The sequence below is a fragment of the Vicinamibacterales bacterium genome, from assembly GCA_036504215.1.
Lineage (GTDB): Bacteria > Acidobacteriota > Vicinamibacteria > Vicinamibacterales > Fen-181 > FEN-299.
On the sequence record DASXVO010000052.1, the window covers coordinates 50,194 to 72,454 of the forward strand.

Genomic DNA, 22,261 nt, shown 5'->3' on the forward strand with positions numbered 1-22,261 from the left:
TCAATCGCTATTTTCGTCAAGGAGTCCGCGTGATGTCTTCCCGTCGCCCATCGTCGACCCGGAATCTCTGCCTGGCGCTCCAGGTCGCGACCGCGCTCGTCATCGGAATGGGAACCGCCTCAGCGCAGAGCCAGGGACAGGACGAGGATTTCGCACGCCAGGTGAAGACCTGGACCACCCGGCCGGAGTTCCTGAGCCCGCTCGTGGATCACCTGCCGAGAGTGGCCGGTATTCCCTCTCCGAAGGATATTCTCGGCCATCACATCGGCGCGCCGAACGAGCTCAGCTACTACGACGACATCCTTCGATACTACCGCGCCCTGGCCGCCGCCAGTCCCCGCGTGAAGGTCATGACCATCGGCCGGACCGATGAGGGGCGCGATTCGGTCGTCGTCGCCATTGCGTCCGCCGAGACGATCCGCGACCTGGATCGCTACCGCGGATACCTGGGCCAGTTGGCCGATCCGCGTCCGCTCACGGACCGGCAGGCGCGGGACATCATCGCCGTGGCGAAGCCGATCTACCACGTGATGGGCGGCCTCCACAGCGCCGAGACCGGTCCCCCGGAAATGCTGATGGAACTGGCGTATCGCCTGGCCGTCGAGGACTCGTCGATGTTCCGGCAGATCCGCGACAACATCATCGTCACCATCACGCCGGTGGCCGAACCCGACGGCCGCGATCGCTACGTGGACTGGTACTACGCCTACAAGGTGGACGAAACCGGGGAGAACGACTCCTACGGCGGGCCGCCGTACTGGGGCAAGTACGTCTTCCACGACAACAATCGCGACATCAACTTCTCGCAGGCGATCTCCAAGTCGCTGCTCGGCTGGTACCTGCAGTGGCACCCCCCGATCGTGCACGACATCCACGAGTCGGTGCCGTTCCTCTACACGTTCAGCGGCCAGGCGCCGCAGAATCCGACGCTCGATCCGATCGTCTTCGGCGAGATGCCCTGGTTTGCGAACTTCGAGATGGCGCAGGCCATCAAGTACGGCATGCCAGGCGTCTGGACGCACGCATTCGTGGACATGTGGTCCCCCGGCTACTTCGGGTTCGTCGCGTCGAACCACAACGGCCTGCTGCGCATGTACGAAGTGTTCGGCAACGGCGGCGCGAACACCATGAAGCGGAAGATCGGCGGCGGGGGCCCGACCGGCAGCCAGACGACGCGCGAATGGTATCGGCCGATGCCGCCCTACGCCGAGGTGGAGTGGTCGTTACGGAACAACGTGAACTACGGCGAGACGGCCGTACTCTCCGCGCTGCAGCTCACGGCGGGCTTCCCGCAGGTCGTGCTCGAGAACTTCTACCAGAAGAGCCGCAACGCGGTGGAGGCCGGGAAGAAGGAGGCGCCGTACGCGTTCCTGATTCCGGCGGGCCAGCGTGACATGACGCGCGTCGCGTTCCTCGTCAACGTGCTGCGCGCGCAAGGCATCGAGGTCGGCCGGACGAAGAGCGAGGTCAAGCTCGCGGACGGCACCTTTCCCGCCGGATCCCTGCTCATCAGGCGCGACCAGCCGTACGGCCGCCTGGCGAAGATCCTGCTCGAGAAGCAGGACTACCCGGACCCCGGCTTGCGCACCTACGACGACAGCGGTTGGACGATGGGATTGATGACGCAGACCGACGTCCGGGGAATTGCCGACAAGACGGTGCTCGACGTGGCCGTCGATCCGATCACCGAGTTCCGCGCCGCGGGCAGACTCGAGGGCAAGGTGCGCAGCCTCGTCGCCGTCCAGGAAGATGGCTCCACCAACCTCGTCACGCTTCGTTACGAACTGAAAGACCTGAAGGTCCGCGCGGTCGAGAAGCCGTTCAAGGCCGGTGACAGGGAAATGGCCGCAGGATCCCTCATCATCGAGGTGTCCGCCGATCTGGCGGCACGCGTCGCGGGCGCTGTCGAGCGGCTCGGTCTGTCGGCCGTCGCGCTCGACGCCGCGCCCGCGGTCCCGATGCACGAGGTCGCGCTGCCGCGCCTGGCCATCTACAGCACGTGGGGCAGCACGCAGGAAGTCGGCTGGGTACGCCATGCGTTCGACCAGTTCGGTCTTGGGTACGATCTCATCTACAAGGAGCGCGTGCGACGCGGCAGCCTCCGCGACGCCTACGACATCATCGTCGTCCCCAGCCAGGGCGGCACCGGCAAGCGCCTGGTGTTCGACGTCGAACCGAAGTCGAAACCGCTTGCCTACAAGAAGAACGACCGGTTCAAGTCACTCGGGATGTACGGCGAGTCGGACGACATCACCGGGGGCATGGGCCTGGAGGGCGTGGCGGAGTTCCAGAAGTTCGTCGAGAGCGGCGGCGTGCTCGTCACGATGGGCGCGGCGAGCTTCTTCCCGCCTGAATTCGGACTGACGCGCCGGGTGGACGCGGCTCGGCCTTCGGCGCAGTTCTATGCGCCAGGCCCAATCGTACAGGTGGAAATCCTGAAGCCGGAGAGCCCGATCTTCTACGGGTACGACCACAAGACGCTGCCCGTGCGGTGGGCCGGCGGCCCGCTGCTGCGCGTGCCAGAGCAGGACAAGGCGCAGGTGCTCATGCAATACCCGGGCGGGGATGCCTCGGTGCTCAGCGGGCTGATGAAAGGCGCAGCCGAGATTCGCAACCGTCCGGCGGCCATCCAGGTGCCTGTCGGCAAGGGACAGGTCCTGCTGTTCGCGACAAATCCCTGCTACCGCTGGCAGAACCTCGGCGAGTTCAACATGCTGTTCAACGCGATTCTGCACTGGAAGGCACTGTAGCGGAGACGGAGTGTCGGGGCTCAGGGGCCAGGGCACGCTACTCGAGTTTCACCGGTGCCGTGGGTACCTGCGTGCTCGGTGGATTCTGCGTGGATGTCTACGCCTTCTCCACCATCGATCCCCGGGCGCTCGCCACCGCGGCGCGCCAGGCCTTCCAGCGCGACACGCCCTGGTTCTTCAGCAGTGTGACGCCGTACATAAACAGGGTGAACACCGCGAACGCCAGGACCGTGTCGGAGAACGCGAGCTTGCGGTGGAAACGCTGGGTGAAGACGCCATAGACGAGTTCGACGTGCACCCAGTAGACGAAGAGGGACGAGCGGCCGAACAGCGCCATCGGGCTCGTCTTCCACCCGAAACGATCGGCCAGCAACTTCGGACGCTGTTCCCAGAAGTACACGGCGGACAGCGTGGCCGTCATCAGGCCGACACGCAGCAGGAAGAACATCGGCGAACTGGTCCAGAACTGCGAATCGGCGTAGATCGACGGAAGATACGACCCGGCGTAGCACGCCACCGCGAAGAGCAGGCTCGTGAGGCCCGCGACCAGGTGGAAGCGCCGCTCCGACACCGACTCACGCGGGTAGTCGAGCAGAACGCCAACCATGCCGCCGGCAAACACGAAGCCCGCCCACGGAAAGAGCGTGAAGTTGTTCCGGCCGGGCGTCGGTCGGAGATACCACTGCATCATGTCGGGGAGCCAGTTCACCCACCCCGCCGTGCGGATGAGCGGCGTGACGAGCGTGACGGCGAGCGCGGCCCCGCCGAACACCAGCATGCGCCGGCTGTTGCGGCGTGCCACCTGCCACAACGCCGCCGTCGCGACGATCGACGGCCCCATGATGTTGAGGATGTCCACCTTCAGCAGGCCGGCCATCATCGCCTTCGGATTGAGGATGTAGGCCTGGAAGCGGAAGAGATATGCCAGCCCGAAGACCTCCCAGCCGCGCCGGCGCACGCGGCCCGCGGCCCGCGCCGGATCCCCGAGCTTCCGCTGCCCCGCACTCGCCGCCAGCGCCACGGACACGCCGGCGAGGAAGAGGAACATGGGCGCGGCACAGCCCGCCAGGATCGCCGCGCAGCCGAACGCCAGGCTCTGGCGATCGGCGGGCAGGGTCCACGCGTCGGTCACGTGCGCCTCGATCATGATCACGATCGCCAGGCCGCGCATCCAGTCGATGTAGGCGAGGCGTTTCGAACCCGGTCGTTGGTCACTCATCGCCGGTCCTCAGGACGCGATCGTGAACGCCACATCGAGGTCGATGTCCTGGCGGAACGTGTTCCACACCGAGCAGTACTTGTCGCGCGACAGCTGGATGGCGCGCTCGACGTGTTCGGGTTGCATCGATCCGGTGAGCGTGAACTCCAGCCGGATCTTCGTGAAACGCTTCGGGTCGTCGGGGGCGCGCTCGCCGGTGAAGGCCGCCGTCAGCGACGTGGCCGGGTGCCGGCCCCGCTCGAGGATGTGCACGAGATCGATGGCCATGCAGCCGGCCAGCGAAAGCGCCAGCAGGTGCACGGGCGTCGGCGACGCGTCGGCGTTGCCGTCGATGCTGACTTCGTGCTTTCCGACAAAGCCGGTGAATTGCAGCTCTCCATCCCATTCGAGCGTGGCGGTCAGCGGCGGACGTGTCTCGGCCATCGAAATGCGCTCCTGTCGTGCGGGTGGTTCAAGTCCAGGCGAGTTCTCGAGCGGGGAGATTCTACAGGATGTGGGGCGATCGCGGGTGATTCCGAAAAGGACCCCGCCGGTGCTACTCTCGATGTATGGGCTTCCGACAGTCTCTGACGCTTCTGGGCGCGCTCGCCCTGGTGGTGGCGCCCCTGCTCGCCGGCGGTCAACAGGGGCCGACCTTCAAGAGCGGCACGAAGGTCGTGTCACTCTTCGCCACGGTGACCGACGCCGACCGGCGGCTCGTCCCCGGGCTCGCCAAAGAGGACTTCGAGATCCTCGACAACGACAAGCCGCAACCGCTGGCGGTCTTCAGCAGCGAAGTGCTGCCGATCACGGTCGTCGTCATGCTCGACACGAGCGGGAGCATGACGGGCAGCATCGGGATGCTCAAGCAGGGCGCCGAGCAGTTCTTCCTCCGGCTGTTGCCAGGCGACCGCGCGCGGCTCGGCGACTTCAACGACAAGATCCAGATGCTGTCGGACCTCACGGGCGACCGTGACGGGCTGATCTCCTCGCTGCGCGACGTGGACTTCGGCTACCCGACGCGGCTCTACGACGCCATCGCCGCAGGCCTCGATGAACTGAAGGGAGTGGAAGGGCGTCGTGTCGTGCTCGTCTTCACGGACGGCGACGACACGTCGAGCAAGATCAGGTTCGGTACGGTGCTGGAGCGGGCGCAGACCGAAGAGGTGATGATCTACGCGATTGGCCTGCAGAGCGACTACTTCAACGGCGTCCAACACGTCCGCACGCGTCCCGATCGCAGCCTCAAGAAGCTGGCCGAGGATACGGGCGGAGGGTTCTTCGAACTCGAGAAGACGGACCAGCTGACCTCGACCTTCACAAGGGTGTCAGAGGAGTTGCACAGCCAATATGCACTGGGGTTCTCAGCCGAGGTGCGCGACGGCAAGACGCACAAGCTGGATGTGCGCGTGAAGAGGCCGGGCATGAAGGCGCGAGCCCGGAAGAGCTACGTAGCTTCGTAGCCCTTCCGCGCACGTCGTACCGGACCGAGACCGTCAAAGAGCGAACGCCCGTGTGGGCCGTCGCATTGGCTGCGGGCCGTCACACGGGCTCGATGGTTACACCAGCGCGAGTACCATCGCCACAACGAGCAGAATGCCCACACCCCAGTCCGCCTTGTCGTAGATCTTGCCGAACATCGTGTATCTCCTTTCCCACTCATATAGACGGTGGGGGGAGGGGATTGGTTCGCGATGACGCCTTCCACGGATTGTCCACCACCAGGTCCGGATGCTCCCTGCGAAAAGTCTCTGCGACATAGCAGTCGAAGCAGACCGGACGCTGGGTGGCGAGAACCTCGGGCAGGCGCTCGGCCTGGACCTCGGGCCACGGTCTCGCGATGCCGGCCTCGTCCATCAGCGCGGGCTTGCGGTCGTACCAGTCGATATCGCCAACCGGCTTGTTGCACACCGCGCAGCGTTTGTCCTGGTACCAGTTGGTCACAATGGTGCGGACCAGGCAGCCCTCGGGCGACCGCTCGATCTGCGCGAGGCACTCCCGCCCGCACGACTGCTTCTCGGGCCACCTGGAGCACGCCGACAGGGAGAACGGACCGCCGGCCGCGGCCCGCGCCGCGTTGACAGCGACTGCGGCCGCTTGCTGGCTCTCCGGACACTCGACCAGCCTCGGCCCCCGCAGCGCGACGTACCGTCGCCCGAACCACGCCGCAACTCCGACGAGAACAGCGACGACGATCAGCGGCAGAAGCCAGCTCATCGGTATGCCTCCCGGGGATTCGAACACAGAGTAGCACAGGGACAACAGGGGCAAAGGGTTCGGAGATCAGGGGGCAGGGATCGGGGCCGAGAGCCCGGAGCCCAGATTCAGGATACGATCCGGAGTTGCTATGACTCTTCGTCATCCGATCGCTCCAGGTGACCGCCCCGCCGGCAATCCGCGCGGCACGCGCTCCGCCGTCATGGCGCGGCACGGAATGATCGCGACGAGCCAGCCGCTGGCCGCCGCCGCGGGGCTGGTGGTGCTTCGCGACGGCGGCAACGCCGTCGATGCCGCGGTCACCGCCGCAGCCGTCCTCTCGGTCGTCGAACCGACGATGACGGGCGTGGGCGGCGACTTGTTCGCGCTCGTGTTCGACGCCCGCACCGGCCGCCTGCGCGGCCTGAACGCAAGCGGTCGCGCGGGCCGAGCGGCGAGTTGCGCCGCACTGCGCGATCGCGGGTACCAGGCCGTTCCGCTCCGAGGTCCGCTGTCGGTGACGGTGCCTGGCGCGGTCGACGGGTGGGCCGAACTGCTCGCAGCCCACGGCCGCGTCTCGCTTGCGCGCGCCCTCGCTCCGGCCATCACGTATGCCCGCGAGGGATTCCCGGTCTCGGAGATCGTGGCCGGTCAGTGGCAGGCGGTCGAGGCCGTGCTCGCGCAAGACGATGTAACGGCCGGAGTCTTCCTGCCGGGCGGCCGCGCGCCGCGCGCCGGCGAGATCTTCACCAACCCGGGGCTCGCCCGCACGCTCGAGGACATTGCAGACGGCGGCCGCGACGCGTTCTACCGCGGACCGATTGCGGCCACCGTCGTCCGGCACCTGCAGGAACGCGGCGGCCTGCTGGACGCACTGGATTTCGCGGGGCATCGGGCGACGTGGGTCGACCCGATCCATACGACGTTCCGCGGCTGCGAGATCTTCGAGTTGCCGCCCAACACGCAGGGACTCGTCGCGCTCGAGATGCTGAACATCCTCGAGGGCGAGGGGCTTGCCACGCTGGGCCACAACAGTGCCGCGCTGCTCCACGTGATCATCGAGGCCAAGCGTCTCGCGTTCGCCGATCGCGACGCGTGGCTGGCCGACCCCGACCACCTGCCGCCTGGCCTCGTCGAGAGACTGATCTCCAAGGAGTACGCGGCCGAGAGACGCCGGCTGATCGATCCGCGTCGCCGCGCGGACGTCTTCGAACCGGGAATCGGCCGCCCGCGCCGCGAAGGGCCGCGAGGGCTCCCGCCATCAGCGGCGGGCGACACGGTGTACCTCACCGCGGTGGACGGCGACGGCAACGCGGTGTCGCTGATCCAGTCGCTCTTCGAGAGCTTCGGATCGGCGCTCGTCGCGCCCGGGACGGGTATCGCGCTGCAAAACCGCGGCAGCCTCTTCGTCCTCGAGGACGATCATCCGAACGCGATCGGTCCCGCCAAACGACCGTTGCACACGATCATTCCCGCGATGGCCTTTCGTGCGGGCCGACCGTTCCTGTCGTTCGGTGTGATGGGTGGAGACCTCCAGCCGCAGGGGCACGTGCAGGTGCTCATCAATCTGCTCGAGTTCGGCATGTCCGTCCAGGAAGCGGGCGAGGCGGCGAGGATCCGCCATTCGGCGGCGGGCGTAGCCGTGGAGTCCGGCATCTCCGCGGAAGCTCGCGCCGGCCTGGCCGATCGGGGTCACGTCCTGGTGGATACACCCGGTGTGTTCGGCGGCTTCCAGGGGATTCAAGTCGACGCCGACCATGGCATCCTGATCGCAGGCTCCGACCCGCGCAAGGATGGCCTGGCAATCGGCTACTGAGGGCACTATGGACTCGATGTCGTTCCGTTTCCTGACAGAGGATGATGTCCGCCGGGTGTTGCCGGCCTCGGCGTTTCCGGCGCTCGTCGATCTGATGGCCACGACGCTCGTCGACTTCTCGGCTGGCCGCCTGACGCAACCGGTCCGCACCGCGCTGCCCGTCGGCCCGCCCGGACAGTATCTCGGCGTGATGCCTGCGCTGCTGCCGGCATCCGGCAGCCTCGGCGCCAAGCTCGTCAGCGTCGTGCCCGACAACGCCGCGCGCAACCTGTCCACTCACATCGGCCTCGTCGTGCTGTTCGAGGTCGAGACCGGCGCCATCCGGGCGGTCATGGATGCCCGCTACATCACCGAGGTCCGGACCGCGGCGGTGTCCGCCGTCTCGGTCCGCCACATGGCGCAGGCCGACGCCAGCCGACTGGCCATCATCGGCACCGGCGTGCAGGCGCGCAGCCATCTCGAGGTGTTTCGTGCGTGCCGCCGATTGAGCGAGGTTCGCGTGTGGGGTCCGGATCGGAACCAGCTCGAAGCGTTCGCGCGAGAGATGTCGCCCCGCGTGGGCGTCGCCGTGTCGGCCTCGCGTTCCGCAGAGCAGGCCGTGACCGGCGCGGATCTGATCGTGCTGGCGACATCCTCCGATCGGCCGGTCATTCGAAGCGCGTGGGTGCACGCCGGTGCGCATGTCGTATCAGTGGGCGCCTGCCGCCCGGATCAACGCGAGATCGATCCCGCACTCATCGCCCGCGCCAGGCTCGTCGTCGACTCGAAGGCTGCGGCGCTCGTGGAGTCCGGCGACATCGTGATGGGAATTGCCGAAGGCCGATTCGACGCCGGACATATCGTCGGCGAACTGGGAGAAGTCGCGGCCGGCCTGATAGCTGGGCGCGCGGCGACCGGAGAGGTCACCCTGTTCAAGTCCCTGGGGCTGGCCGTCGAAGATGTTGCCGCCGCGTCGCTGGCCTGTCGGCAGGCCGAGGCGCAGAACCTCGGAACCTCCCTGGCACTGTAGAATGGGCTCGATGCGGGTACTCAGCACGGCGGCCAGCCTGGCGCTCGTCCTCACCCTGACGGCGGTGGACCCGGCCTTTGCGGATCAGCGGTCGGAGGCCTTGCGGCGGCAGGGCTACGAGGCCGCCTACAACCTCGACCACGATCGCGCGGTCGAGTTGTTCAAACAGGCGATAGCCGCGGACCCCAACGACGCGGCTGCGTACCGCGCGGCCGCCGCGGCTGCCTGGCTGCACGTGCTGTTCCTGCGCGGCACGGTGACGGTGGACGACTATCTGGGCCACATCTCGTCCACGTCGGACGTGCAGATGCCCAAACCGCCGGCCGACTGGGATGCGAGCTTCCACCAGTCGGTCGACCGAGCCGTCTCGCTCGGCGAGAAGGAGGTCTTGCAGCACTACCGTAGTGCGTCCTCGCACTACGATCTCGGCGCCGGCCTTGGGCTGGTGGCGTCCTACACGGGCACGATCGAGGGGCACATCTTCGCCGGACTGCGCGCCGCGCGGCGCGCCTTCAACGAGTCCGAGATGGCGCTCGAACTCGACCCGAAGCGAAAGGACGCCGGCCTGGTGGTCGGGACCTACCGCTACATGGTATCCACGCTGCCGCTGCCCGTCCGTGTGATGGCGTACATCGTGGGCTTCGGCGGCGACCGGGCGCTCGGGCTGAAGTTGATCGAGGAGGCCGCGGCGTATCCGAGTGATATCCAGACGGACGCGCGGTTTGCACTCGTGCTCATCTACAACCGTGAACACCGCTACGACGACGCCCTCGTCGTCGTCCGCGCGCTCGAACGATCCTATCCTCGGAACCGTCTACTGTTCCTGGAGGACGGCTCGACGGCTCTGCGCGGCGGGCGAACGCAGGAAGCCGAGAGAATCCTGGACGAGGGAATCGCGGGGCTGCAGCAGGACCAGCGACCGAAGATGCCTGGCGAGGAAGGCCGCTGGCACTACCAGCGCGGCATGGCGCGGCTGCGGCTCGGCAAGCTGCCGGCCGCCGAAGAGGACCTGAAGCTCGCGATGATCCGGTCCGAAGGGCGCACATGGGTGCAGGCGAGAATCCACGTCGAACTCGGGAAACTGGCCGATCTGCGCGGCGACCGGAAGGCGGCGGTGAAGGCATACGAGCTGGCTTTGTCGCTCGGCGTGGCGTCGAAGGACTTCAGGGCGGAAACGGAAGCGAGGGCTCTGCTGGGAACTCCGTACAGGCAGTAGCACTGCAGCAGGTGCTGCAGGTGCTGCAGGTGCCGAAGGTGCTGGAGGTGCGAGTGCTGGAGGTGCTGAAGGTGCTGAAGGTGCGAGTGCTGAAGGTGCTGGAGTGCCCAAGGTGCTGCACCGCACCCGCAGCACCCGTAGCACCCGTAGCACCGCACCTGTAGCACCCGTAGCACCATTGGCACCATCAGCACCTGATTATGGCAACCAAAAAGTGGATCCCGATCGTCGTCGGCATCGTGATCTTCGCCGCGATCGTCGGCGTGGGCGTTGTCGGCGGGCTGATCTATGTCGTCCGCCAGCAAGTCCATGTCCAGACGATGTCGGCGGCTGGCGGCGAGGATGACTTCAACAAGGCGGTGGCGCGGTTCGAGGGACAGAAGCCGTTCATCGAACTGCCCGGTGACGACAGCGATGCCGCCACCGTCGTCCACCGCGAGATGGAGACGCACGAAACGGGATCGGTCAAGACGATCCAGGTTCGCATCTGGCTGCGCGAGGAGCGAAGACTCGTGCGCCTCGAGCTGCCCTTCTGGCTGATGAGGCTGGGGGGGAACAAGCCGATGAAGATCAACACGGACGCCTCCGCCACGGGCGCGATCACTCTGAGCGTCACGCCGGAAGAGGTGGATCGGCGGGGGCCCGGCCTGCTGGTGAGACACGAATCGCGCCGGGGCGAGCGTCTGCTCGTGTGGAGTGAGTGAGAGACTAGGACAGTTTCAGAAACTCCTTCACCCTCGCGAGGAAGGTGCGAGGCATCTCCTCGACGGCAACGCTGGACGCGCTCTGCTGACGCGTCCGTTCGAGGCCGAGCCGCCGCTCCGCGACGGCTGTGCCGATGCTCTCCACCACAGCCGGGTGCGCCAGGGCTATCCGGCGGAAATCCTGCGCGCCAATCTCGAGCAGCAGGCAATCCGACACGGCCGAGACGGTCGCGGTCCGCGGTTCGCCCGTCAGCAATGACATCTCGCCGAAGAAACCACCGGCCGGGATCGTGGCGACCTCGGTCCCGTTCTCACCGATCGTCACGCGCACCTGGCCGCCGGCAATCACGAACATCGACTCGCCCGGCTGGTCCTGCCGGACGACGGTCTGGCCCTGGCCGTAGATCCGCTCGCGCGACACCGCCGCCAGCTCAGCTCGCTCGGCAGGCGAAAGAGGAGCGAAGATCGGCACGGCGGCCAGGCTGAGCGCACGCTCGTCGAGCGACGTGGCGTCCACCGCCGCGGGTCTGGCACGGTACTGCACCTGGATCGGGAACGGGATCTCGATGTGGTGCCGCCGGAAGGCGTAATACACGCACGTTCGCACCTGGTCGCGCGCCCGGTCGTCGGCGGCGAAATCGTCTATCCAGAACTTGATGCGGTAGATGATGGCGGACGCCGCAAAGTCGGCGACGAGCAGCTCGGGCTCGGGCAGCTTCAGCACGAGCGTCGCATCCGTCAGTGCCGACAGAATGACCGCCTTCACCTCGTTCGGCGGGGTCGAGTAGCTCACGCCGACTTCAATCTGCAGGCGGGTCGGCGCGGCGGGTTCGGAGTAGTTGGTGATGGCCTCCTTCGAGACGATGCTGTTGGGCACGGTCACCAGGTCGCCGTTCTTCGTTCTCAGCCGCGTCGCCCGCCACGTGATGGCGGCGACCATGCCTTCGAACTGCCCAACCTTGATCCAGTGCCCCGACCGGAACGGCTTCTCCACCTGAAGGGCAAGGCCCGCAAAAGTGTTGCCCAGGGTGTCCTGCAAGGCGAAGCCAATCACCACCGCGCCAACGGCCGACGTCGTCAGGAACTTCTCCTGCATCACGCTCGTGCCGACGACGAGGAAGATCCCGATGATGATGGCGTCCTGGACGATGTTGGGGAAGTGCTCGGGCGTGCGGTCCACGCGCCACGGGTTCACGGTGAGGACGACGGCGAGCGTGATCAGGCCGAGGGCCAGCAGCAGGTTCGCAACCGACTGGATGCGAACGATGAGGTCTGGTGCCACCGGCCCGGCGGCAGAGACGACGGCGACGGCGACGTAGAGGATGAACGTGGCGAGCGACACGCGCAGCTTGCTGCGCACGAGGCGGTTGGCGGTGAACGCCCGAAACGCGAACGTCACCGCCAGCGCCGCGATCCCCAGAACGAGCGGGTGGGACCAGACCGCGGACGGCACTACCGGAGGTTCCCTTCCTTCTTGAAGGCTGCGATGTCGGATGGCTTGAGGCTGACCACGACCATCGTCGGCACGGCCCCGCCCCTGGCGTTGCGCTCGGTGTCCACGCCGCGCGACGCGCCCGACCCGGTGACCTCAGCGGACTTCTTCTCCGAACCGGTCGGCTTCACCAGGTCGCCCAGGCCGAATCCCCTCTTCTTGGGCTGCTCTTCCTTCTTCTTGTCGTCGGCGGACTTGCCGCCCCCGGCCAGGCCCGCGGATCCGGCCTGCACCGCGGTGATGTCCGTCAGGCCTTTCGTCTTGTAACTGATGAACTTGCGGTACCGATCCTCGAGTGTCGCCGTCGAGGCCAGCTTCTCGGAGCCGATCTGCTTCGAGAGGCGATCCAGCCGCTCCTGCATCTCGGGATGCGACGCGAACAACCCCTGCTTCTCGCTCGCACTCTTGTTCCGCTCGGTCAGGCGCGTGAGGAAGGCGCCAAGGCTCGACGGCGAGTAGCCGACGCGGTTGGCGAGGCGGATGCCTTCCTTGTCGGACTCGAGTTCCTCAGCCCGGCCGAAGCCGGCCATCACCAGGTCGGAGGTGTGGTCGACGAGTTGCTGGAAGACCTTCTTATCGGCCAGCGTCTCGTCGGCTCCCATCTGAACGGCCTTGCTCTTCTGGACCGCCTTCACGGTGTGCTTGGCGGTGACGTGAATGATCTCGTGCGCGAGCACGTCGGCCAGTTCGGCCTCACTGTTGAGCAGGCCGAGCGCGCCGCGGGTGATGTGGATGTACCCGCCAGGCGCGGCGAAGGCGTTGACACCGTCCGTGTCGAGCACGATGAACTTCCAGGGCAGGCCGGGACGGCTGCTCGCGTCCGCGAGCACCGCGCCCACGAGTGTCACGTAGCGGTGCACCGCGGCATCCTGCACGACGCCGTAGCGCGCCCGCACCTTCTGGCTGACGCCGTCACCCAGCCTGATCTCGTCGTCTTCCGTAATCGTCAGTTCGCGAATCTGCTGGGCGCGTTTCAGGATGTCGCCGAATTGCGGTGAAGCGGCGGCCGAACCCACGGCGGCGTCCGATCCGGCAGGCCGCGCCGGGCCGGCCGTCGCGGGCGGGACCATGCCCATCGCCAGTCCAACGATCACGGGAAGCAGGCGTTTCATGGCTATCCTCTCAACGGGACTCCGCGTCTCCAGTCTTCGCTCGGACTTCAAAGATGGCCACCGACTGGGTCTTGCCCTTGACGACCACGTCGCCGAGCCCGCGAATATCATAGCGCCCTTTCAGACGCTTGCGTGTCGCGTCACTGATGATGATCGACGTGCCGTATTGCTTGTTGAGCGACTCCAGGCGCGACCCGAGATTCACGGCGTCCCCGATAACCGTGTAACTCATGATCTTCTCGGACCCGATGTTGCCGGCAACCATGTCCCCGGTGTTGACGCCGATGCCAATCTCGAGCGTCGGCCGTCCCGTCGCGGCCCAGCCGGTGTTGAGCGTCGCCAACTCGTCCAGCATCGCCAGCGCCGACTGAACCGCGTGCTCGGCATGGTCTTCGTCGTCCACAGGCGCGCCGAACAGCGCCATCACGGCGTCGCCGACGAACTTGTCCAGCGTGCCGCGGTGCTCGAACAGGACATGCACGATCCGTGTGAAGTACTCGTTCAGCTGCTGAACGATCTCCTCCGGGCGGCCCTGCTCGGAGAACGTCGTGAAGCCGCGGATGTCGGAGAACAGGACGGTCATCTCGCGCCGCTGGCCGCCGAGCCGCGCCGAGGCCGGATCGGCCATGAGTTGGTCGTAGACGTCCTTCGACACGTAGCGCGAGAACAGCCGCTTCACCTGGCGCTTCTCGCGCCCCTCGACGAGGTACTGATACCCGACACCGGCAAAGGCCGCCGCGACGAGGCCGACCGTGGGCGTCACGACCGGCAGCCAGACGCCGTGGACGAACAGCGTCAGCGCAATGCCGGCGAACGCGGCCCCGGTGATGAGCGTGGCTGCCAGGCCCGCCCACACGCCCAGGCGGACCATCGCGGTGCCCGCCAGGAGCGCGCACAGCAGGAGCGCGATCGCCGCATGCCATGAATTCGCCGGTCGCATGAAGCGCGCCGACAGGACGTCGTCGATCACGCTCGCATGGATCTGCATCCCCGGCATCTTGCCCTCGCCGAAGGGCACGGGGATGAGATCGAACAGCCCTGGCGCGGTCGTACCGACCAGGACGACGGCGTCCTTGAAGCGTGCGGGATCGACGAGCGGCTTCTGTCCCGCCTGGATCTGTTGCTCGGAGTAGAAGAGATCGTAGAACGAATAGTCCGCGTAGGTCGGCCGTTTCGTGCGTGGGTCGAGCACGCCGCCCGGGTACCTGATCAACATGCGCCGGCTCGGATGGCGTCCTCCATCGTAGGTTGCCAGGTCGGCGTCGATGAGCGGCACGCCCCGGGTGCCGATGTGGAGAGCCGCAGCGTCTGTCGTCACGGCTGCTGGGGGCGTTCCGGTCACGATGAGCGAGGCGGCCACGGCCAGCGACGGCAGGAACTGGCCGGCGCCGCGGACGAAGGGCACCGCGCGCCGCACCGGGCCGTCGGGATCGAGCGCCACCAGATTGTGTCCGAGCGCGCGGCTCGCCGTCGCGAGTTCCTCGAATGGCGGCACGACCATCGGCCGCGCCTCGAAGCGCTCGTCGAGATGGAACGGCGGGAGGTTGGGCGGCGACGGCGGCTTGGCGCCACCGGCTTCCGCCGCGACATCGACGACGTGAACCACGTTTCCAGCACGCGCCGTGGCTTCGACGAGCGCCTGGTCCGATTCCCTGCCCGTCCACTCGTCGCCACCGACCTTGAACGCCCGGCGATCGCGCTCGGTGAAGATGATGTCGTAGACGACGACCTTGGCGGGCGCGCGCGCCAGGTAGTCGAGCAGCGCGGCGTGCACCATGCGCGGCCACGGCCAGCGGCCGACGAGCGGCTCGAGGTTGCGGATGCTCGATTCGTCGATCGCGACGAGAACGATGTCCTTGCGGGCCGATGAGGCGTCGGCGGCCCATTGAACGCGCCAGTCGTAGGTCTTGCGCTCGATCGTCTCGACGAACGGAACGAGGCCGGCCAGCCCGGCGAGAACGGCGGCAGCCAGACCGAGCAGCGAACCGATGAGGATCTTGCGCACGGTTCAAAGAGACTAGCACAAGAAGCGGCAGTGGCGGCGGGCCTCCGGGAGCTCCCGTAGATATGGCAATGTAGCTCCGTGAGGACCCCTATCGAGATTCCCGACGCGTTGTTCAGGACGGCCAAAGCCAGCGCGGCCGATCGCGGCCAGAGCCTGAAACAGTTCGTCGCGGAGGCTTTGCAGGAGAGATTGGCCGGCAGGCGGGGCCAGGTCCCCGCAGACGAGCCCGCGTGGATGCACGGGTTCGGAAGACTCCGCCGGCTCCGCTCTGAAACCAGGCCCATCCAGGCCAGGGTCGACGAGGCGTTCGAGACGATCGAGCCCGGGGACTGCGCGTCGTGTTGAAGCAGGCGGGCTGTCCCATTCCAGCCAACGACGCCTGGATCGCCACCCCGGCGCTGCAGCACCGTCTCCCGGTGCTCACCCGCGACGAGCACTTCGACGTCGTTCGCGGCCTTCGGCGAGCGAGTTGGCAGGACGCTCACGCCGGCGGCAAGCCCTCTTCCCATTTCGGCGCGCGGAAGTAGACCAGGAGCAGGCCGGGGATCGCGAGGAACACACACAAGACGTAGAACTGAACCCATCCGAGGCCGTCCACGATGAAGCCGGCGCTCGCAGGGATGATCGTTCTCGGGATCCCCATGAAACTCGTGAGCAGCGCGTACTGGGTGGCGCTGAACTTGCGGTTGCAGAGCCGCAACATGAACGTCGTCAGCGCCGAGGCGCCCATTCCGAGGCTCAACGTCTCGACGGCGACGACGAAGGCCAGGGCCAGGACGTTCGGACCCGTGGTGACCAGCAGCGAGAACGCCAGCGGTGTGATGCCCTGGAACACGCCGAACGCCAGCAGACACTTCCGGATGCTGTACCGCGTGAGGAGCGCACCTCCGACGAGCCCGCCCGTGAACGTCCCCCAGAACGAGATGATCTTGTAGTAGACCGAGATCTCCTTCAACGAGAACCCGATCTTGATGTAGAACGGCGTGAGCAGCGCGCTGGCCAGGTTGTCTCCGAGTTTGTACAGGAGGATGAAGAGGAGAATCTCGATGGCCCCCGGCCGCTTGAGGTAGTCGAGGAACGGGCTGAAGACCGCCTCGCGCAGGCTCCGCGGAGCTGCCACGGCGTCCCTGGGCTCGATCGCGATGAGCGTGCCGACCACGCCGACGAGCACGAACGCCGCCAGGATCATGAAGACCTGGCTCCACGGCAGCACGTCACCGAGAAACAGCCCCAGCACCACCCCGATGTAGCGAAAGCCAATCAGGTAACTGTTGACCGCCACGGCCGAACCGAACCCGAGTTCGGATTCGTCGAGGACGTCGCGCCGGTAGGCGTCGATGACGATGTCGTGGCTGGCCCCGGCAAAGGAAATGACCGTGGCGAGGGCGAGAATGGTGCCGACCGCCCTGGCCGGGTCGAACTGGCCCATGGCGACAATCGACACGAGCATCAGGACCTGCGAAACCAGCATCCAGCCCCGCCGCCGTCCGAGAAACGGGGGAACGAACCGATCCATGAGGGGGGACCAGGCGAACTTCCAGGTGTAGGGCATCTGGACGAGGACGGCCAGCCCAACCGTCTTCAGATCGATCCCCGACTTGGTCATCCACGCCTGGAGGACCGTCAGGACGATGCCGAGCGGGATCCCGGAGGCGAGCCCCAGACACAGGATCGTCAGCATCTTCCGGGTGAGCATCTTCCTGAGCATGAGCGAGTTCCCTTGTCAGTCCGCGGTCATCGCTGCGGCGCGGCGACGCGGCGACGTTCGGGCGTGTGGTCGCGGAGGCGGAAACGATGAGCGTCGGGCCGGCGGCGGCGCCGGCCGTTCAATGGCCCTCGGATGTGAGCTTCAGGATTTCACCGACGGCTTCGCCCAGCGTCGGTCCGAAGGCGATCACGCCGTCCTGGTGTCCGCCCATCACCACGACCCCCTGCCGGCCGAGCGCCTGCCTCTTGTGCAACCGGATCATCTCCTGACCCATCGCCGGCGTGCCATACAGGACGTCGTCCCGGGTCGTCGGCAGGTGGTGGCGACAGGTCGACCAGATACGGTGCGAGTGCACGTGAGCCACGGCGCGGATGGCGCCATTCACCTGGTAGAGCGCGGCATGGGTCAGGGCTTCCGAGGACGGCGGCCGCCCGCCGATCGACCGGAGGAAGTTCTTGTCCAGGTCGATGACGGTGACCTTCGCGAAGTGGCGTTGATCCACTTCGGTCAGCCCGCTCGACTGGCTGCACGTAATCAGGAAGCACGGTGAGGAATACAGGCGGATGCTCAGGTTGCCGTAGCCAACTCCCTGGGCGTCCGCACCGATGAGCCCGAGTGCGTGGAGCCGGCGCCGCTCGGACAGGAGTTCGCCCATCTCGGCGGGCAAGTCGATCCTGGTCGATTCGTGCTTGACGGTGTACTTGACGACGCCTTCCTGCTCGGGTGTCTTCACGATCCTCATTCGACTGTTCCTCGCGGGCGCGGCCCGAAGCCCTCATTCTACGCGGCATGGGGCATCCTGTCCCCACCAGCCGCGCGGAAGGAGCGAGCCTCTGCGCCCGCTGCCCGCCGGCCCCCTGGCGCGACTGCGGGGGCGACGGGCATTGGCGGAGTGTCGAGGGTTTCGGTGTGCCACCCTGCGGGCCGACCCGGCTAGAGGCTGAACCTCCCGACCAGCGTCTGGAGCTGCGCGGCCATCTCCGACAGGGCTCGCGCGGCCTTCTGCGTGTCGCTGGCACCGTGCGACGCCGACTGCGCGGCGCCCGCCACGCTCGAGACATTGCGGGCAATCTCGCCCGCGCCCCGTGCCGCCTCGGTGATGTTCCGGCCGATCTCGTTCGTGGTCGCCGTCTGTTCCTCGACCGCCGACGCGATCGTGTTCGACACGTCGTCGATCTGCGTGATGAGGCTGCCGATCTCGCCGATCGCCGTCACCGCGCCCTTCGTCTCCCCCTGGATGGCCTCGATCTTCTGGCTGATTTCCTCGGTGGCCTTCGCCGTCGCCTTGGCGAGTTCCTTCACCTCGTTGGCGACGACCGCGAACCCCTTGCCCGCGTCGCCGGCGCGCGCCGCCTCGATGGTCGCGTTCAACGCGAGCAGGTTGGTCTGCTCGGCGATCGACGTGATGACCTTGATGACGTTGCCGATCTCGATCGAGCTGTCGCCGAGTTTCTTCACCGTCTCGTTGGTGGCATTCGCGACGCCGACGGCGTTCTTCGCCATCCTCGCCGCCTCGTTCGCGCTCTTGGCAATTTCGCGGATCGAGGCCAGCATCTCCTCCGAACTCGTCGCGACGACCGTCAGGTTCTTCGACACCTGCTCGGACGCGGCCGATACCACGTTGGTCTGCGTCGCCGTCTCCTCGGCGTTCGCCGCCATCTGCTGGCTGATCGTCGTCAACTCCTCGGACGACGCTCCCAGGCTCTTCGCACTCTGGGTGACCTGGACGATCGGTTCGGTGAGGAGATCCAACGTCCGGTTGACGCCGTCGACGACGTTTCGGAACTCGCCCGCGTGGTGCGAGGCGTCCGCCCGCTCCCTGATCTTGCCGGCGAGGGCTGCCTCCGCCAGACGGTTCGTGTCCTGCACGAGGTTACGGACGCCCTGGATCATCATGCCGAGCGCCTGATTGAGCTTCGCGAAGTTGTCGGCGAACTCCCGCGTGTCCTCGTCGGCCTGTGCCACCGCCGTCTCCACCGCGAGGTCGCCCTTCGCCACCCTGTCCAGGCTGGCGACGAACTTGAGGACTTCGGCCGACTGGAAGTCGCTGACCTTCACGGCGACACGGGCGGCGCGCTTCACGGCGGTCTGGTCGGTGATGAACTCCATCGCGCCGGCGACGCGCCCCTGGCCGTCCCTGATCGGCACTCCGGTGTACGCAATCTCGAACTGTTTGCCCTGCGGGTGCGCCTCGGTTTCCGAGGAGACCTGGATCAGCTGCCGCATGCACAGTCCGGTGGCGCACTTCTCGGTCCGGCAGTCCAGCGTCTTGAAGTGGTCGTAGCAGTGCGTGCCGACCATGGCTCGCGGCGTCAGGCCCGCCAGCCCCGCCGCCGCGAGGTTCGCGTACCGGATGGCGAAGTCCCGGTCGACGATGAACGCGGGGGCCGGTACCACGTCCAGGTGGCCGACGAGCGCGTCGATCGTGGCGTTGATGCCGTTCACGATCTTCCCGAAATCTCCGCCGTGCTTCGCCGCGTCGCCCCGGGTTCCGAGCTGTCCCTCCGCGGCGGCCGTGGCAAGGGCCGCCGCGTCGGCCACGAGCGCGTGCACCGCGTCGATGCACGTGTTCAGGTTGTTCTTGATCTCGTTGAAGTCGCCGGCGTACGAGTCGGTGATTCGCGAGGGGATGTCGCCCTTGGCGATCCGGTCCACGTACTCCGCCGCCACGTTCAGCGGTCCGATCACCGCGTCCAGCGTCGCGTTCACTCCCTCGACGATCCTGCGGAAGTCTCCCTGGTGCTTGCCCGCGTCGGCGCGCGTCGCCAGGCGTCCGGCCACCGCGGCCTGCGAGAGCGCGTTGGCGTCGGCCACGAGCGCGTGCACCGCATCGATGCAGGTGTTCAGGTTGGTCTTGATCTCGTTGAAGTCGCCCGCGAACGTGTCGGTGATCCGCGGCGGAATGTCGCCCTTGGCAATCCGGTCCACGTACTCGGCGGCCACGTTCAGCGGCCCGATCACCGCATCCAATGTGGCGTTCACGCCCTCGACGATTTTCCGGAAGTCCCCGCCGTGCCTGCTTGCGTCAGCGCGTGTCGCCAGCTTGCCCTCAACGGCCGACTGGCCGAGCAGCCGGACATCGACGACGAGGGCCTCGATGGCTGCCTTCATGGTCTGCATCGCGTGCCCCAGACGGTCCTGGTCCGACGCGACGGCGACGGTGACGGCCAGATTGCCCTTTGCAATCGCATCCGCCACCTCGGCCTTGGCAGCCAGTGACTCGATGCACACGTTGAGGTTGCTCTTGATCTCGTTGAAATCGCCCCGGTACGTGTCGGTGATCTTCGGCGGGATGTCGCCTTTGGCGATCCGGTCCACGTATTCTGCCGCCACGTTGAGCGGTCCGATGACTGCGTCCAGCGTATTGTTCACGCCAGTGATGATGTCGCGGTAACCGCCCTCGAACTTCTGCGCGTCGCCGCGCGTCGCCAGCCGCCCCTCGACCGCCGCCCTGGACAGCATTCCCGCTTCGGCCACCAGGCCGCGCAGCGCCGCCACCGTCCGGGTGATCGCCGGCACAATCTCGTCCTGCGCGTCCTTCGGCTTCACGTCGACGGCCAGGTCGCCGGCCGCGATCTTCTGCATACTCCCCACGACGGTCGCCTGCAGGTCGTCCGCGAACTGGTCCATCGACTGCGCCAGCACGCCGAATTCGTCACGGCGCCGGAGATTGAGCCTCTGCCCGAGGTGCCCGTGGGTGAGCTCCTGGAGCATCTGGACGACGCCGGTCAGCGGCTTGGTCAGGTGCCGCGTGAGAAGGAACCCGATCACCAGCGCGGCGAGCATGGCGGCGAGCATGACGCCAATCACGACCCGGTAGGAGCGCGCCGCGAGCGCCTTGGCCTCCTCATAGGCGCCGGCCGCCTGCTTGTCGTGTTCCTCCGCCAGCTCGGTGATCGCCATCACGGCTGCGTTACCTGGCGCCTGAATGGCCAGCAGGGCCGTGAAGGCCTCCGCATCTCGGTGGTTGCGTGCGTGGTCGATGACCAGTTGCGCCCCTTTCAGATAGGCGCCGTAGTCGGCCAGCATCTGCCGGTACTTGGCTCTTGCCCCCTCGTCATCAATGGCCTTGGAGTACTCGGTCGCGGCCGCCTGGAACGCGGCGTCGTAGTCGGCAATCTTCCGGACTTCCTTCTCGATGCTGGCCGAGTCCTGGTACAGGATGGCCGAGCGGATCGAAACCCGCAGCAGGCAGAAGTCGATCGAGGCCTGCTTGATGTTCGAGATCGCGCTCGTCTCCTTCTGGTACATCCGTGTGACCAGCCCCATGATGGTCGCCGTGCTGTACACTCCGGTGACGCCTACAGCGCCCGTGAGGATCAGCACCACCATGAAGGCGCCCGTCAGCTTCACGCCAGTCTTGATATTGTTCAAACCAATCATGATCGTCTCCAGCCTCGCCGATTGGGCGGACCCACCGCGACCGGGATCGTCGAGTCGGTGGTGCCAGATCGGCCGTTCCAGGCGCGGTCTACGCTCGAGGTCTGATCCCCGGTCGTAGTGTCGTCAGTCGTCGGCCATTTCTCGCATGAACGTGGGTGTGGCGCATCCAGACAGTGCAAGGCGGCAGCCACATCAGGAACGGTCGATTCCGGCAGCGCCCCGACTGTAACTGGTCCACGGTGAGCCAACTGCGGACAGGAGTGAGCGGCAGGCGCACTCCGCGGATGTCGGGATCGCGGGTGAGGCGGTCGGCCGACCGACACGAACATCGATCGATGGCGGCATAGCTCGACGGCAGAGCGCCGGCATGGTTGGGCCGCGAACCGGATCGTGGTGATTGGCGGCAGCGTCCGCACGGGCGCGGGCGGCGGCGATGGCGCTCACAGGAGAGAGGCGGGGAAGTTTGGTACCGGTACGGGGATTCGAACCCCGGTCCCGTGGCTGAGAACCACGTGTCCTAACCCCTAGACGATACCGGCACCCAGAGGTCGTTCGAGCTTTTGATGATACACGGAGGCTCGCGCGGCGGTCAAGGTGCCTGCCTCTGTCGGGCGCCCAGAGCCGCCTGCTCGTGCGTGCCTTGCGCAACGGACCCTCGGCGGGTCACTATTG

The 22,261-nt window shown here is 66.8% G+C and carries 15 protein-coding genes and 1 tRNA gene; 6 read left to right on the plus strand and 10 right to left on the minus strand.

Annotated elements, in window-relative coordinates; translation table 11 throughout:
* The first annotated feature begins 32 nt into the window (after positions 1-32).
* A complete protein-coding gene (locus VGK32_14815) occupies positions 33-2,750 on the plus strand; it encodes a M14 family zinc carboxypeptidase (GenBank protein HEY3383042.1) in 2,718 nt (905 codons plus the stop codon).
* Between the two features lie 97 nt (positions 2,751-2,847).
* Here the strand turns inward: VGK32_14815 and VGK32_14820 are convergent, their stop codons facing one another.
* Positions 2,848-3,969, minus strand: coding sequence for a heparan-alpha-glucosaminide N-acetyltransferase domain-containing protein (locus tag VGK32_14820; GenBank protein ID HEY3383043.1), 1,122 nt, complete (start codon positions 3,967-3,969; stop codon positions 2,848-2,850).
* 9 nt (positions 3,970-3,978) lie between these two features.
* Entirely contained in the window at positions 3,979-4,392 is a 414-nt protein-coding gene (locus tag VGK32_14825) for an OsmC family protein (protein ID HEY3383044.1), read from the minus strand.
* A gap of 125 nt (positions 4,393-4,517) precedes the next feature.
* Between VGK32_14825 and VGK32_14830 the strand changes: the two genes are divergently transcribed.
* Positions 4,518-5,411: a VWA domain-containing protein gene (locus VGK32_14830; GenBank protein HEY3383045.1), complete on the plus strand. Its 894-nt coding sequence runs from the start codon at positions 4,518-4,520 to the stop codon at positions 5,409-5,411.
* Between the two features lie 196 nt (positions 5,412-5,607).
* Here VGK32_14830 and VGK32_14835 read toward each other — a convergent pair whose 3' ends face one another.
* Positions 5,608-6,165 (minus strand): hypothetical protein, encoded by a 558-nt coding sequence (locus VGK32_14835; protein HEY3383046.1) that lies wholly within the window; start codon positions 6,163-6,165, stop codon positions 5,608-5,610.
* Between the two features lie 130 nt (positions 6,166-6,295).
* Between VGK32_14835 and ggt the strand changes: the two genes are divergently transcribed.
* The 4 genes from ggt to VGK32_14855 all read left to right on the plus strand — a co-directional run bounded on the left by ggt (position 6,296) and on the right by VGK32_14855 (position 10,889).
* Positions 6,296-7,960 carry a gamma-glutamyltransferase gene (gene ggt / locus VGK32_14840; GenBank protein ID HEY3383047.1) on the plus strand — a complete coding sequence of 555 codons (1,665 nt, stop codon included), beginning with the start codon at positions 6,296-6,298 and terminating at the stop codon, positions 7,958-7,960.
* A 16-nt stretch (positions 7,961-7,976) separates the two neighbouring features.
* On the plus strand, positions 7,977-8,969 hold the full coding sequence (locus VGK32_14845; protein ID HEY3383048.1) for an ornithine cyclodeaminase family protein: 993 nt from the start codon (positions 7,977-7,979) through the stop codon (positions 8,967-8,969).
* 10 nt (positions 8,970-8,979) lie between these two features.
* Positions 8,980-10,185 carry a hypothetical protein gene (locus VGK32_14850; protein HEY3383049.1) on the plus strand — a complete coding sequence of 402 codons (1,206 nt, stop codon included), beginning with the start codon at positions 8,980-8,982 and terminating at the stop codon, positions 10,183-10,185.
* Positions 10,186-10,385: 200 nt separating this feature from the next.
* Entirely contained in the window at positions 10,386-10,889 is a 504-nt protein-coding gene (locus VGK32_14855) for a hypothetical protein (GenBank protein ID HEY3383050.1), read from the plus strand.
* A gap of 4 nt (positions 10,890-10,893) precedes the next feature.
* Here the strand turns inward: VGK32_14855 and VGK32_14860 are convergent, their stop codons facing one another.
* The 7 genes from VGK32_14860 to VGK32_14890 form a co-directional block, all read right to left on the minus strand.
* Positions 10,894-12,342 (minus strand): mechanosensitive ion channel family protein, encoded by a 1,449-nt coding sequence (locus tag VGK32_14860; GenBank protein ID HEY3383051.1) that lies wholly within the window; start codon positions 12,340-12,342, stop codon positions 10,894-10,896.
* Positions 12,342-13,493: a M48 family metalloprotease gene (locus VGK32_14865; protein HEY3383052.1), complete on the minus strand. Its 1,152-nt coding sequence runs from the start codon at positions 13,491-13,493 to the stop codon at positions 12,342-12,344. Before VGK32_14865 ends, VGK32_14860 begins: the two co-directional genes overlap by 1 nt.
* 10 nt (positions 13,494-13,503) lie before the next feature.
* Positions 13,504-15,498, minus strand: a complete 1,995-nt coding sequence (locus VGK32_14870) for an adenylate/guanylate cyclase domain-containing protein (protein ID HEY3383053.1) — start codon at positions 15,496-15,498, stop codon at positions 13,504-13,506.
* Positions 15,499-15,979: 481 nt separating this feature from the next.
* Complete coding sequence (locus VGK32_14875; GenBank protein ID HEY3383054.1) at positions 15,980-17,206, minus strand: AmpG family muropeptide MFS transporter; 1,227 nt, start codon at positions 17,204-17,206, stop codon at positions 15,980-15,982.
* Positions 17,207-17,324: 118 nt separating this feature from the next.
* Positions 17,325-17,948: a class II aldolase/adducin family protein gene (locus VGK32_14880; protein HEY3383055.1), complete on the minus strand. Its 624-nt coding sequence runs from the start codon at positions 17,946-17,948 to the stop codon at positions 17,325-17,327.
* 191 nt (positions 17,949-18,139) lie between these two features.
* The gene (locus tag VGK32_14885) at positions 18,140-21,589 is read right to left on the minus strand and encodes a methyl-accepting chemotaxis protein (protein HEY3383056.1); all 3,450 of its coding nucleotides are present in this window, start codon (positions 21,587-21,589) and stop codon (positions 18,140-18,142) included.
* Between the two features lie 464 nt (positions 21,590-22,053).
* A tRNA-Glu gene (locus VGK32_14890) sits at positions 22,054-22,128 on the minus strand.
* Between the last annotated feature and the right edge of the window lie 133 nt (positions 22,129-22,261).